We start from the raw sequence: 12,921 nt of genomic DNA on the forward strand, positions 1-12,921 counted from the left end.
GACCTCACTTGGTAATCGAAAGTTCGCCCGGAGCCTCACGGGCGGCCGCCTTCGAGCGGGCGGACGCGACCATGATGAAGAGCGTGAGGATGTAGGGAGCGGCGTTGAAGAAATAATAGCCTTGCGAAATGCCGACCGATTGCAGCGAGGGCCCTAGCGCGCCGGCGGCCCCGAAGAGAAGGGCTGCCAGAATGCAGCGCAGCGGCCCCCAGCGGGCAAAGATAACGAGAGCCACCGCCATCAGCCCCTGGCCGGACGACAGGCCCTGGTTCCATGAGCCCGGATAATAGAGCGACAGGAAGGCGCCGCCGATGCCGGCCAGAAAGCCGCCGACCGCCGTTGCGATGAAGCGCACCAGATCGACGGAGACACCCATGGCCTTGGCGGCGGCGGCGCTGTCGCCGGTCATGCGGATGATGAGGCCAAAGCGCGTGTTGCGAAATGCCCAGGCCATGAAAAGCGCAAGGCCGACGCCGACGAAGAACAGCGGGTTTACCTCCAGCGCCTGGGCAAGGCGCGGATCGCCCGTCCAGTCGCCGAGATGAATGGCCTCGAGCCGCGGCGCCTGCGGCTGGATATACGGTTTCCCGAAAAAGAAGGCGAGGCCGGTGCCGAAGCTCATGAAGGCAATGCCGACGGCGATATCGTTGACCTTCGGCAGCTTGCAGATGAAGCCGTGCAGCGCGCCGAGCACGAGGCCGGCGCAGCCGGCAAAGAGCACGCCGGTCCACGGGCTTCCGGTGAGATAGGAGGCGGCATAGGCCACCATGGCGCCGAGCACCAGGCTTCCCTCCAGCCCCAGATTGATGCGGCCCGACTTTTCCGTCAGACATTCGCCGAGCGCCACGAACATGAAGGGCGTGGAGACGCGGATGGCGCCACCGAGCATGGCAATGAGGGCGGTCACCATTGCGCCGTCGCTGATGGTGGCATTCATGTGCGGTCCTCCGCGCTTTTCGGCTGGAAAAAGGGAATGCGGCCGTAAAAGGTCTCGCTGGTCAGAAGCACCACGAAAATGAGGCCCTGCAGCACCAGAACCGTGGCATCCGGCATGCCCATGCGCCGCTGGATGACGCCGCCCGCCGCCGCAAGCGCCCCGAAGAGAACCGCAACCGGCACCACCGCGAGCGGCACCTGGCGGGCGAGAAAGGCAACCAGAATGCCGGTGAAGCCATAGCCCGCGACCAGCGAGGCATTCGCCTGCCCATGAACCGCGGCGACCTCGTAGAAGCCGGCAAGACCGGCACAGCCGCCCGCCAGCATGCAGCAGATGACGATAAGTTTCCCGACCGGCAACCCCTGCGCCAGGGCGGCGCGCGCATTGCCGCCGGTGACGCGGGCGGCAAAACCGAAGGTGGTGCGCGTCATCGCCACATGCAGGATGACAGCCAGCAGAAGGCCGGCGGCCAGCCCCCAATGCACCTGCGTGCCCGGAATGGCACCGATGCGATAGGCATCGCCGATCGGCATGGTAGAGGGCTTGTTGGCCGAGGCCGGATCGCGCAGCGCCCCTTCCACGAAGAAATTCATCGTGGCGATGGCGATATAGGAGAGGAGCAGCGAGGAAATGGTTTCGTTGACGCCGCGATAATAGCGCAGCCAGCCGGCAAAGCCGATCCAGACCCCGCCTGCAAGAATGGCGGCAAGCGCCATCACCGGCAGGGTGAGGAAAGGCGCCACGCCGGCGGAGACCAGCGGAATGGCGATGGCGGCGGCGGCAAGCCCGCCCAGCACCAGCGCCCCCTCGCCGCCGATCATGGTGAGCCCGATGCGGGCGGGAATGGCAAAGGCAAGGCCCGTGAGGATCAGCGGTGCGGCGCGCTGCAGCGAGTTCTGGAACGAGAAGCTCGATCCGAAACCGCCAACCCAGATCAGCTGAAAAAACATCAGCGGCGATTTGCCAAGGCATAGCAGGAAAATCGAAAACAGCGCCGCAGACACGATGAGCGCCGCCAGCGGTATGAAGATGGATTCGGCAAGTTTGAGCGTGCCGACGCTCGGACGGCGCTTCACCGCCGCCACCGAAAGAGGTTGAACCGTCATGTCTGCCACTTGCATTCTCCTCTCACCGGAGATCTGCCCGGATGCTGGGCGAACCTGTCTTCCCGAAGGCCATTTCTGCTGGAGCGGCCGATGCCGCCGGGTGAACCTTTTGACCGGACGGATGCAGGCGACCATCGGCCGGAGGCGACGCTCCTATCCGTTGAACGAGGGTGCGTGCGTCGAAACCCCCTCTGGCTTGCCAGCCATCTCCCCCACAAGGGGGGAGAAGACCTGCCGCGCCGTGTGCCCAGATGGGGCAGTCCCGTGTCGGCTGGGTTAGCCCCTCCCCCTTGTGGGGAGGGGTTGGGGAGGGGTGCTCCACCGATAGTCGCCCGTGCCCGTCTCCAGGCGGCCTCAGGTGATCGAACCCTGCACGCCTTCCAGCAGCCAGTTCATGCCGTCGAGATAAGGGTCGTAATTGTCATAGGTCTTGTCGACCACGACCTTGCCCTGGTTGTCCTTCAGCGTGCCCTTGTAGATCGGCGCGCCACCTTTGAGGGCGGCGACGGCCGCATCGGCTGCCTTCTTGGCCGCATCGGTTGCGCCGGCGCCGTAAGGCGTGGAGCGCAGCATATCCTTGTCATAGCCGCCGACGAGGAAGTTCGGCAGGGTCTTCTTGGCGCCGATATCGGCAGCGAACGACTTGTAGATCGTCTCCCACTTGTATTCGGCGCCGGTGATGAAGCCCTTCGGCGCAAGCGGGGCCTGCGAGGCATTGTGGCCGAGCGATTTTACGCCGCGGGCTTCCGCCGTCTCGATCACCACTTTCGGGCTGTCGACATGGCAGGTGATGACATCGCAGCCGGCATCGACCAGCGCGTTTGCCGCTTCCGCCTCGCGCACCGGCAGCGACCAGTCGCCGGTGAAGATGACGCGGACAGTAGCGGCCGGATTGACCGAACGGGCGCCGAGCAGCACGGAGTTGATGTTGGACAGCACCGACGGAATAGGCTTTGCCGCGACAAAGCCGATCTTGCCCGTCGGCGACGACAGGCCGGCCGCCACGCCGTTCACATAATGCGCCTGGTTGAGATAGGGAAAGTAGGAGCCGGCATTCTTCGGGTCCTTGTCCTTCGACCAGAGCGGCGCGGCATGGCGGAATTCGACGGCCGGATATTTCTTCGCCAGATCGACGACGAAGGGATTATAATAGCCGAAGGAGGTGGCGAGGATAAGGTTTGCGCCGTCGAGATTGATCATGGATTCGATCGACTTGGCGACCGCATCCGTTTCCGGCACGTTTTCCTCTTCGATGACGGTGACGCCCGACACCTGCTTCAGCGCGGCGGCGGCCACGGCATGAGCCTGGTTCCAGCCGAAATCATCACGCGGGCCGACATAGACGATGCCGACGGTCACGGCGCCCGTGGCGCTGGCAGATCGCATCGGCAGGGTAGTTGCAGCGGCACCGGCAAGGCCGGCCTTGATCAGCGCGCGGCGGGACAGTTCGTATCGAGACATTGGCACTCCCCTTGTTTTTGCTTCAACCCCGTCCGGGTCTCCGCAAAGAACGATGCAAAGGGCGTGCCACGCGCAATTGGGCAATCAAGTGCTTGAAATCCTTCGAAGCGGCGGATTAAGAGCGCTTTCCGCCATAAGGCTAAATATTCATCATAAATTTTAACATGATTATTTTATAGTCATCATGGTCGACATTGCATACAACGAAAGCGGCCACTGACACACAGGTGCGGAGCACGGCAAAGGCCGAGATCGGCTTGCCGCGCCCTGCCAAAAGTCGGAAAATTCTGTTAGCCGCGCGTCAGCACCGCAAAAGATTCGTAAGGCTGCAGCGTCATTCTGCCCCGCACTTCGGACACCGGACTATAATTCCAGATGAGGGCCTCGCCTGCGGTCTGCAGTTCCCCCGGCAGTTCGAGCTCGAGCGGCGTGCCGCTGAAGCTTGCAATCACCGTCACCCGCTCACCCTCCAGCACGCGCGTATAGACGAAGACGTCGGGATGCTGGTCGAGGAAGGACTGGTAGCTGCCGTAGACGATGACATCGTGGCTCTTGCGCAGCGCAATGAGCTTGGCATGGTGGTGGAAGACCGAGTGTTCGTTCCGAACTGCCGCATCCGCGTTGATCTGGCGATAATTCGGGTTCACCGCAATCCATGGCGTGCCGCTTGTAAACCCGGCCTGCGGAGCGGCCGACCACTGCATGGGCGTGCGCGCATTGTCGCGGCTGTTTTCATTGGCGCCCTTGATGAATGCGTCCTCAGCAAGCCCGGCCTCAAGGCTCAGCCGATGCATGTTCAGCGTCTCGATATCGCGGTATTCGCTGATCCGCTCGAAGGGCACATTGGTCATGCCGATCTCCTCGCCCTGATAAATATAGGGCGTGCCCTTCATGAGATGCAGCACGGTTGCCAGCGTTTTTGCAGATTGAACGGGAAAACGGCGATCGTCGCCGTAGCGGGAAACCGCCCGCGGCAGATCGTGATTGCCCCAGAACAGCGAATTCCATCCATCGGCGGCAAGCGCCTGCTGCCATTTGGTAAACGACGCCTTGAGCGCCACGAGATCGAACGGTTTCGAGCGCCATTTGCCAAAACTTTCGTCCCAGCGCTGCGTCACATGCTCGAACTGGAAGATCATCGACAGCTCGCCGCGGTCGCGCCCGCAATAGAGAAGCGCCGAACCCGGCGTCGCGCTCCAGGTCTCCCCCACCGTCAGCACGTCGCGCGGACCAAAAGTTTCGCGGTGCATTTCCTGGAGATAGTCGTGCAGATGCGCGCCGTCGCTCAGAATGCCGGCATCCACCTGCTTGCCGATGAGGTCGATCACATCCATGCGAAAACCGGCAATGCCGCGATCCAGCCACCAGTTCATCATGCGGTAAATCTCGGCGCGGACTTTCGGGTTTTCCCAGTTCAGATCCGGCTGGCGACGCGAAAACAGGTGCAGGTAATACTGGCCGGTGGCCGGATCGAGCGTCCAGGCCGGCCCGCCGAAATTGGATTGCAGCGCGCTTGGCACCCCGCCATCCGGCGCCGGATCGCGCCAGATGTAGAAGTCGCGATAGGGATTGTCGCGGGAGGCGCGCGCCTCAACAAACCACGGATGTTCATCCGAGGTGTGGTTGACGACAAGATCCAGAAGGATGCCGATGCCGCGATCCTTGGCGGCCCGCACCAGCCGGTCGAACTCTTCCAGCGTGCCGAATTCCGGAGCGATGTCCTGATAATCGGAAATGTCGTAGCCGTTGTCGTCCATGGGCGAGCGAAAGATCGGCGACAGCCAGATCACGTCGATGCCGAGCTTTTCCAGATAATCGAGCTTGCCGATGATCCCACCAAGATCGCCGATCCCGTCACTATTGCTATCGGCAAAACTGCGCGGATAGATCTGGTAGACGGTGGCCGAGTGCCACCATTTGCGTGGTAAAACACCGGCTTGCGGCAAATGATGCGTCACATCCTGCATGGGCTTCTCCTTCTGTGTCCTCCATTATTTAGAAGCAAGTTCCCGAACGTCATCCCCGAAAAACGGCAATCTGCCTATTCGGCGGCGGCGCGTGCCGCGGGCTTTCGCATGTCGCCGCTGTCGCGGCTTCGCAGGTGCCAGGAGAAAGCCTCCTCGAGCAGATGCGGCGTGTGACCGCCCCGGCTTGACGCGCGATCGAAGTAATCCTGAAGCGCATCCCGGTAGCTTGGGTGGGCGCAATGCGCAATCACCTTGGCCGCCCGCTCGCGCGGCGCAAGTTCGCGCAGGTCCGCCAGACCATTTTCGGTCACGATGATATCGACGTCGTGTTCGGTGTGATCGACATGTGCCACCATCGGCACGACGGAGGAGATCCGCCCGCCCTTGACCAGAGACTTCGTCACGAAGATCGACAGATAGGCGTTGCGGGCAAAATCGCCGGAACCGCCAATGCCGTTCATCATGTGCGTGCCGTTGACATGGGTGGAGTTCACATTGCCGTAGATATCCACTTCCAGCGCCGTGTTGATGCCGATGACGCCGAGGCGGCGGATGACTTCCGGATGATTGCTGATTTCCTGCGGGCGCAGCACGAGCCGGTCCTTGTAGCGCTCGAAATCGCCATAGACGCGGGCGCTGCAGGCTGATGAGAGCGTGATCGACGAGCCCGAGGCAAAGGAGAGCTTACCGGCATCGAAGAGATCGAAGGTGCTGTCCTGGAGCACTTCGCTATAGAGGCGAAGGTGGTGGAACGGCCCGTCGGAAAGACCCGCCAGCACGGAATTGGCAATCGTGCCGATGCCGGCCTGCAAGGGGTTCAGCGTCAGATCCAGCCGGCCAAGCGCAACCTCCTGCTCGAAGAAGCCGATCAGGTGATCGGCAATCGCCTGGGTTTCGGCATCGGCGGGCTCGATGGTGGAAAAGCTGTCCTGCTCCTTGGTGATGACGATGGCGGCGATCTTGTCCGGGTCGATCGGGATATAGGGCAGACCTGCGCGCGTATCGCAGGCGATGACCGGAATGGCCTCGCGCGTCGGGCGCTTCGTCGGAATGTAGATGTCGTGCAGGCCCTCCAGGTCGAGCGACTGCGACAGGTTGATCTCAACGATCACCTTCTTGGCCAGAATGGCAAAGCTTGCCGAATTGCCGATCGAGGTGGAGGGAATGATGCCGCCATCCTCGCGGATCGCGGCGGCCTCGATGATCGCGTAATCGATCGGCCCGAGCTGGTTGGAGCGCAGGTGTTCCACCGTTTCCGACAGGTGCTGGTCGATGAACATCACCTCGCCGCGATTGATGGCGGCGCGCAGGGTCGCATCCGTCTGGAAGGGCATGCGGCGGGCGAGCACATGCGCTTCCGTCAGCATGCGGTCGATATCGTGGCCCAGCGAGGCGCCGGTGAGAAGCGTGATCTGGAAGGGATCGGACTTGGCCCGCTCGGCCATCGCAATCGGCACCGCCTTAGCGTCACCGGCCCGTGTAAACCCGCTCATGCCGATGATCATGCCGTCACGGATCAGACCGGCGGCAGCCGCGGGGCTAACAATCTTGTCCATGAGGGAGGGGCGTCTGATACGGTCTTCAAGCATGGCCTTGCGTCCTGGCGTTTCATCAAAAGTCCTCCCGGGGCAAAACCTAGCGGGAGATGATGGCGATGCCTTGACCGAAATCAAGCCGCAGCACCGGTTCGCTGGTGCAACGACGTCTCTTCAAGCCGCGAAGTGGACGAAAATCCGCAGAACCTTGTGTGTTAAACCCTTGAAAAGGAGAGATGCTGCCGCATGTATCGCGTCGGACGACGTGATGCAGAAAAGTGAATTTTGCGTGGATACGCCTTCTCGCCAAACTCGACCTTCCATCCTGGTGCTGGAAGATGACATGCTTCTGGCCATGGATATGGAGGATCATCTCCTCGACCGTGGCCACCGGATCAGCGGTCCCTATAGCCGCGTCGCCCAGGCCCTTGCCGATATTCCCCGGCTTAACCTGATGGGTGCCATTGTCGATCTGAACCTCAATGGCGAGCTTTCCTTTCCGGTCATCGAATGTCTGAAGGAGCGGGCAATTCCGGTCATCGTCTGCAGCGGCTATGCCGAACTTCCGGAACTCAAGGCCCGCGTGGGCGATGTCCCGTTGATGCCGAAGCCATGGAACCCGGACGCGCTGGATGCGCTGATTGTGCAGACGTTCCGGACGCAAGGCGCGACCCCTCCCGTCCGCTGAGCCGATCCTCCGGTCGCCGCTCCAGCGACCGGGACGTGCGTGCGGCGTAACCGTCGCTTACGAAACCTGTTCTGCGCCGATATCCTGCCAGGCCTCATAGGCCGACAGCACCGTTTCCATCTGCGCCGTGTGGCCGGCGATGAAGGCCTCGCCATAGATGGTTTCGTCCGGATATTCGGTGATCAGCGTCATCGGCACGGTATGGCGGTCATCCACGGACGAAAGACAGGGAAAGCCGTTGATGATGCGAAAGCCGGTTTCGCCGGCATGGATCTCGTAAAGCGCGATCTGGCGGTCGTTATAGGCGAGCAGGCCGGGGATCTTGCCGAGATGGCGGGTGACGCGGTCAAGCAGCGCCTCCGCATGTCCCTCGAAATTCGGATGGTGGCGCATGATGAGGAAAAAGCCTTTCGGCAGCGTCCACATGCCAAAGCCGCGCGGCACATAGCCCGAAAGCGGGCGTGTCCATTCGTGGCTTGGATAACCGTGCAGGTTGATGTGCAGCTCTGCGCCGCTCAGCGTCTGCGCCGCAAGGCGGATCTCTTTCTCGTTGAGGTGGCTGCCGGCATTTTCCGCCGTGCGATATTCCAGATCATCGCCGAGCGCCGTGTAGCGGGCGGCGTGGTGCATGTGGCGGGGGTTGTCCCGGCGAAGACGCTGATGGATCGCATAGCCATCCGGATTTTCGAGCGGCGACACGGTGAAATGCGCGCCCTCCCGAGCCTTCAGGATCGTGGCTGCCCGAAGCGCGCCGACAATGCCGGTGGTTTCGTTCGGATGCTGGCCGCCGCTGATCATCACGGGCAAGTCCGTGCCGCGGACATAGCGGGCGGAGAGCACGCGGCCGGACCGCGCGCGCGCCTCGAAGGCCTCGCCGCCGATGCTGTCGAGGACCGCTGCGATCTCACGGGTCGCGATCGGCTCCCGCGCGGTATCGAGATCCTGGTCGGCGCCATCGAGAAAACCGGTCTCCAGCCCGCGCGTGGCGATGCGCACGGAAATCTCGCCCGTGCTTTTGACGATCTCCGGCACGATCTGGCCGGGCTTCAGCCCCCGGTCGCCGAGCGGACGGCCGGATTTCTTCTGGAAATACTCAAGCAGGGAGAAGTAGAAATCCTCGTGCAGCGCCTCGCGCAGGCTGACTACCTCGTCGCCCAGCGGCAGCGGCTCGTCTGCGGCGGGATGGTTCACATGGATGTTGAGTTCCTCGAAGTAAGGCTCCTCGGCTCCCCAGGCATGGCCGGCAATGGCTGAAACGGCCGCGTCGAACAGCATCTCGTAATCGGTTTCAAGACGATCGCCCGCTTCCCCTGCCCGCTTGAGCCAGCCGGTGGGCGAGAGGTTCGTTTCGCCGACGGCATCCTGATGGACGCGGTTGGGCGCAAAAACCAGATGGGTTTCGCGCTTGCCGTTGCGACGAAGCGTCACCTCGTAGAACATGGCGTCGTCGCTGCGCGCCAGAAAGGTGATGCGGGCGGGGGACACCAGGCCGGCGAGCGGATAGGCCTCCAGCCGGAAGCGGTTTTCGGGCGCTGCGGCATGCACCGGATAACGGATGTCGATACTCTCGACGCCGTTCAGATCCGCCTCCTCCAGGAAGAAGGAGAGAAGCGGCTTGTAGGCGCTGCGGATGCGGGCGGTGACACCCGTTTGCTTGAGCGCCTGTTCGGCCTCTTCGCGGCTTTTCCGGTCATCGAAGGTCCAGGCCTCGATGCTGTCTCCCGGCTTTGCGTCGGCCACCAGCCGATCCAGCGTGCGCTCGAAGGTTCTTGCGAAAATCTCAGTCATGGGATTACCTCGTGGTTCTGCCGGTCGGGTCGAGGCTGTCGCGCAACCAGTCGCCGAGAAGGTTGAGACCCAGCACCGTCAGGAGAATGGCAAGGCCGGGAAAGACGCTCACCCACCAGGCGGTCTGCAGATAGGTGCGGCCATCGGCCAGCATGCCGCCCCAGCTCGGAATGGTCGGATCGACGCCAAGACCCAGGAAGGTCAGGCTGCTTTCGAGAAGGATATTGTTGGCGACGTTGAGCGTCATCAGCACGATGACCGGGCCGATGAGGTTCGGCAGCAGGTGCTGGAGGATGATACGCCAGTCCGCAACGCCGATGGCACGCGCCGACAGGATGAACTCGCGTTCCCGTAGCGTCAGCACCGAGCCGCGCACGAGGCGGGCATACTGCACCCATTGCGACACGATCAGCAGGATGATGGTGTTGGTCAGGCTGCCACCAACGATGGCGATAAAGGTGATGGCAAGCAGGATGAACGGCATGGCGAGCTGGATATCGGCAAAGCGCATCACCACCATATCCCAGAAGCCACGATAATATCCGGCGATCAGCCCCATCAAGACGCCGAAGATCACGGCGCCGATCACCGAGGTGAAGCCGACGAGCAGCGAGATCTTGCCGCCGGCCACGACGCGGGCGAGCACATCGCGCCCCAGCGGATCGGTGCCGAAGGGGTGGGCGGCGCTGGCGAACGGTTTTGCCAGTCGCGCCATCAGGTCAATCTTGTCGGCGCCGCCGGGAAACAGCACGTCGGAAAAGATGACGGCCAGGCAGATGACGGTGGTGAGCGTGGCGCCGAGGATGAATTCGAGGCTTGCAAAACGCGAGCGGCGTGTGGTCGTGGTGGCCATGTCTATCACTCCGTCCGGATACGCGGATCGACAAGCCCATAGGCGATATCGACCAGAAGATTGATGCCGACGATCATCAGCGACAAAACGGTGATGACGGCCTGCAGAACGGGATAATCGCGGCCTGCCACCGCATCGAAGGCGAGCGAACCCATGCCCGGCCAGTTGAACACCCGCTCGATGACGACGATGCCGCCAAGAAGCCCGCCGAATTGCAGGCCGAAATAGGTGATGAGCGGAATGGCGCAGTTGCGCAGCGCATGCTTGTAGAGAACCTTGGTTTCGCTCAAACCCTTGGCGCGCGCCACCATCACATATTGCGACTGCAGCGTTTCCAGCATCGAGCTGCGCACGAGACGCACATTGGTAGCGGTCAGGATGATGCCCATGGTGATCGCCGGCATCACGTAGCTTTCCGCGCCCGACATGCCGCTTGGCGGCAGCCAGCCGAGCGTGATGGCAAAGAGCAGCACCAGCATGGTCGCAAGCCAGAAATTCGGGAAGGACAGGCCGACGAGGGAAAAGATGCGGATGGCCTGATCGGCGGCCTTGCCCTTGGCGGTGGCCGCCTTGATGCCAAGCGGAATGGAGAGAACGATCGACACGGCCATGGAGATGAAGGCGAGCAGCAGCGTTGCCGGCAGCGCATTGCCGATCAGCAGCGAGACAGGCGTTCCACCGGTAAAGCTTTTGCCGAAATCGAGCGTCACCATGCCCTTGAGGAAATTCAGATACTGCACGATGAACGGCTGGTCGGTGCCAAGCGCCACGCGGATGCGCGCCAGATCCTCCTCCGTCATGCTGCCGCCGCCCTGGAACATCATCAGGGCCGGATCGCCGGTGAGGCGAATGGCAAACGAGACGACAAGGGTAATGGCAATGACGACGAAGATCGCTTGCAGCAATCGCTTGATGAGAAAACCGGCCACGTGTTGCAGTCCTTCAGGATCAGGCGGGATCGGAAAAAGCGGTGCCGCCGCACAAGGTCGGCGGCACCGGACGGGTCAGATCACTCGACGGTGACGTCGGTCAGCTTCAGGCGGTTGTCGGGCGGTGCGACAAAGCCCTTCACGCGCTTGGAGATGCCGTAGATCGACTTCGAATTGTAGAGCGGCAGTTCGAGAGCCCGGTCGGCTGCGTATTTGGCAACGTCCTTCAGGATCTTTTCGCGCTCTGCCCTGTCGGTCAGCGGGCGCTGCGATTCCAGAAGCTTGTCCAGCGTTTCGTCCTTGTCGTAGGGGTTCCACTTCTCGCCGGAGTGGTACATGGCATAGGCCGTGTTATCGAAATCGAAGGTCCAGCCGCCCCATTTCTGCTGGAACATCGCGCCGGTCTTGCCCTGCGGGATGATGTCGTTGAGGAGTACGTTGGTTTCGTACGGCTTGATGGTGGCGGTGAGGCCAACCATCTGCAGGTAGCTTGCGATGACCTGCGCCACTTCGTTCATCGTCGCATCATTGCCGCGGATATCGATCTGCAGCGTGGCGCCGGGCTTGACGCCGGCTTCCGCCAGCAGCTTCTTTGCGCCAGCCGGATCATAGGGCAGGCCCTTCAGGTCCTTGTCGTAGCCGAAGGACAGCGCGCCCTGAAAGCTGACGATTTCGGTGGCCTGGCCGGCGAGGATCGACTTGACGATGGTGGCGCGATCGACGGCCATGATGATGGCCTTGCGCACCTTCGGATCGGCGGTCAGGCCATCGCGCGTGTTGAAGCGCAGCGCATCGACCGTCGGGCCGGGAACGCTGACGACGTCCAGCTTGCTGTCGCCCGCGATGACCGGGATCATGCCGATCGGAATGGTCGGCGGAATGACGAGATCGACGCGGCCAGCCTGCAGTTCGGCAACGGCGGTCGCAGGCTCGGAAATGAAGCGGTATTCCAGTTCCGACAGTTTTGGCGCGCCGCCCCAGTAATCGGCGTTGGCTTCCAGCTTGATTTTGACCTTCGGCTGGTAGGACACGAACTTAAACGGGCCGGTGCCAACCGGGTTCGTATTGAAATTGTCCTCGCCCTTTTCCGTGATGTATTTCGGCGGAACGATCATGGCGCCATAACCGGCAAGCTTGGTCAAAAGCACCGGATCGGGCGCCTTCAGCTTCATGTCGACCGTGTAGTCGTCGATCACCTCGACGCTGTCGATGGCGGTATAGTTGGAACGCTGCGGGCCCTTGGCACCCTGTTCGCCGAGCAGGCGCTCGAAGGTGAACTTGACGGCGGCGGCATTGAAGGGCTCGCCATCATGGAACTTGACGTTCTGGCGCAGCTTGAAGCGGATGCGCTTGCCGCCATCCAGTTCTTCCCAGCTTTCGGCAAGGCCGGGCACGATCTTCAGGTCCGGGCCGCGATAGGTCAGGCCATCGAAGATGTTGGTGGCAACGGCGGCCCACTGCACGAGGAAGGTATCGATCGGATCCCAGCTGCCCGGGTCCTGCGGGGTCGAAATCGTCATCTTGCCGGCAGCCGCGGCGGGGCCGGCGTAAAAGGCCGTGCCCGACAGGGCGAGCGCGAGGAAGCTTGCGGCAAGGCCGCGGGTGACACTGTGCATTCTGCTGTTCCTTTTCTTCAGGCTTTGCGATTGTCTCGCAG

10 protein-coding genes are annotated in these 12,921 nt (G+C 62.2%); 1 reads left to right on the forward strand and 9 read right to left on the reverse strand.

Going from position 1 to position 12,921, the window contains the following annotated elements; translation table 11 throughout:
• Window positions 1–4: 4 nt before the first annotated feature.
• The 5 genes from J2858_RS17545 to J2858_RS17565 all read right to left on the reverse strand — a co-directional run bounded on the left by J2858_RS17545 (window position 5) and on the right by J2858_RS17565 (window position 7,060).
• Entirely contained in the window at window positions 5–937 is a 933-nt protein-coding gene (locus tag J2858_RS17545; protein WP_245366523.1) for an ABC transporter permease, read from the reverse strand.
• The gene (locus J2858_RS17550; protein WP_210106130.1) at window positions 934–2,043 is read right to left on the reverse strand and encodes an ABC transporter permease; all 1,110 of its coding nucleotides are present in this window, start codon (window positions 2,041–2,043) and stop codon (window positions 934–936) included. Before J2858_RS17550 ends, J2858_RS17545 begins: the two co-directional genes overlap by 4 nt.
• 354 nt (window positions 2,044–2,397) lie before the next feature.
• Window positions 2,398–3,504 carry a BMP family ABC transporter substrate-binding protein gene (locus J2858_RS17555; RefSeq protein WP_210106131.1) on the reverse strand — a complete coding sequence of 369 codons (1,107 nt, stop codon included), beginning with the start codon at window positions 3,502–3,504 and terminating at the stop codon, window positions 2,398–2,400.
• Window positions 3,505–3,794: 290 nt separating this feature from the next.
• The gene (locus J2858_RS17560) at window positions 3,795–5,471 is read right to left on the reverse strand and encodes a glycoside hydrolase family 13 protein (protein ID WP_210106132.1); all 1,677 of its coding nucleotides are present in this window, start codon (window positions 5,469–5,471) and stop codon (window positions 3,795–3,797) included.
• Between the two features lie 74 nt (window positions 5,472–5,545).
• Window positions 5,546–7,060 (reverse strand): acetyl-CoA hydrolase/transferase family protein, encoded by a 1,515-nt coding sequence (locus tag J2858_RS17565; RefSeq protein WP_210106133.1) that lies wholly within the window; start codon window positions 7,058–7,060, stop codon window positions 5,546–5,548.
• Window positions 7,061–7,130: 70 nt separating this feature from the next.
• Here J2858_RS17565 and J2858_RS24135 point away from each other — a divergent pair, with 70 nt between their 5' ends.
• Entirely contained in the window at window positions 7,131–7,694 is a 564-nt protein-coding gene (locus J2858_RS24135) for a hypothetical protein (RefSeq protein ID WP_245366532.1), read from the forward strand.
• A 57-nt stretch (window positions 7,695–7,751) separates the two neighbouring features.
• Here the strand turns inward: J2858_RS24135 and J2858_RS17575 are convergent, their stop codons facing one another.
• From J2858_RS17575 to J2858_RS17590, 4 genes are all read right to left on the reverse strand, one after another.
• Entirely contained in the window at window positions 7,752–9,482 is a 1,731-nt protein-coding gene (locus J2858_RS17575; protein WP_210106134.1) for a M14 family metallopeptidase, read from the reverse strand.
• Window positions 9,483–9,486: 4 nt separating this feature from the next.
• Window positions 9,487–10,335 carry an ABC transporter permease gene (locus J2858_RS17580; protein ID WP_210106135.1) on the reverse strand — a complete coding sequence of 283 codons (849 nt, stop codon included), beginning with the start codon at window positions 10,333–10,335 and terminating at the stop codon, window positions 9,487–9,489.
• Window positions 10,336–10,340: 5 nt separating this feature from the next.
• Window positions 10,341–11,264 carry an ABC transporter permease gene (locus J2858_RS17585; protein WP_210106136.1) on the reverse strand — a complete coding sequence of 308 codons (924 nt, stop codon included), beginning with the start codon at window positions 11,262–11,264 and terminating at the stop codon, window positions 10,341–10,343.
• 80 nt (window positions 11,265–11,344) lie between these two features.
• Complete coding sequence (locus J2858_RS17590) at window positions 11,345–12,880, reverse strand: ABC transporter substrate-binding protein (RefSeq protein ID WP_210106137.1); 1,536 nt, start codon at window positions 12,878–12,880, stop codon at window positions 11,345–11,347.
• Window positions 12,881–12,921: the final 41 nt, after the last annotated feature.

Origin of the sequence: Neorhizobium galegae (genome assembly GCF_017877135.1) — a bacterium.
Classification (GTDB): Bacteria; Pseudomonadota; Alphaproteobacteria; order Rhizobiales; family Rhizobiaceae; genus Neorhizobium; species Neorhizobium galegae_A.

Coding starts and splice junctions, on each gene's coding strand:
- J2858_RS17590 (WP_210106137.1), bottom strand. CDS start 12,880: ATGCACAGTGTCACCCGCGGCCTTGCCGCAAGCTTCCTCGCGCTCGCC.
- J2858_RS17550 (WP_210106130.1), bottom strand. CDS start 2,043: ATGACGGTTCAACCTCTTTCGGTGGCGGCGGTGAAGCGCCGTCCGAGC.
- J2858_RS17575 (WP_210106134.1), bottom strand. CDS start 9,482: ATGACTGAGATTTTCGCAAGAACCTTCGAGCGCACGCTGGATCGGCTG.
- J2858_RS17580 (WP_210106135.1), bottom strand. CDS start 10,335: ATGGCCACCACGACCACACGCCGCTCGCGTTTTGCAAGCCTCGAATTC.
- J2858_RS17555 (WP_210106131.1), bottom strand. CDS start 3,504: ATGTCTCGATACGAACTGTCCCGCCGCGCGCTGATCAAGGCCGGCCTT.
- J2858_RS17545 (WP_245366523.1), bottom strand. CDS start 937: ATGAATGCCACCATCAGCGACGGCGCAATGGTGACCGCCCTCATTGCC.
- J2858_RS17565 (WP_210106133.1), bottom strand. CDS start 7,060: ATGCTTGAAGACCGTATCAGACGCCCCTCCCTCATGGACAAGATTGTT.
- J2858_RS17560 (WP_210106132.1), bottom strand. CDS start 5,471: ATGCAGGATGTGACGCATCATTTGCCGCAAGCCGGTGTTTTACCACGC.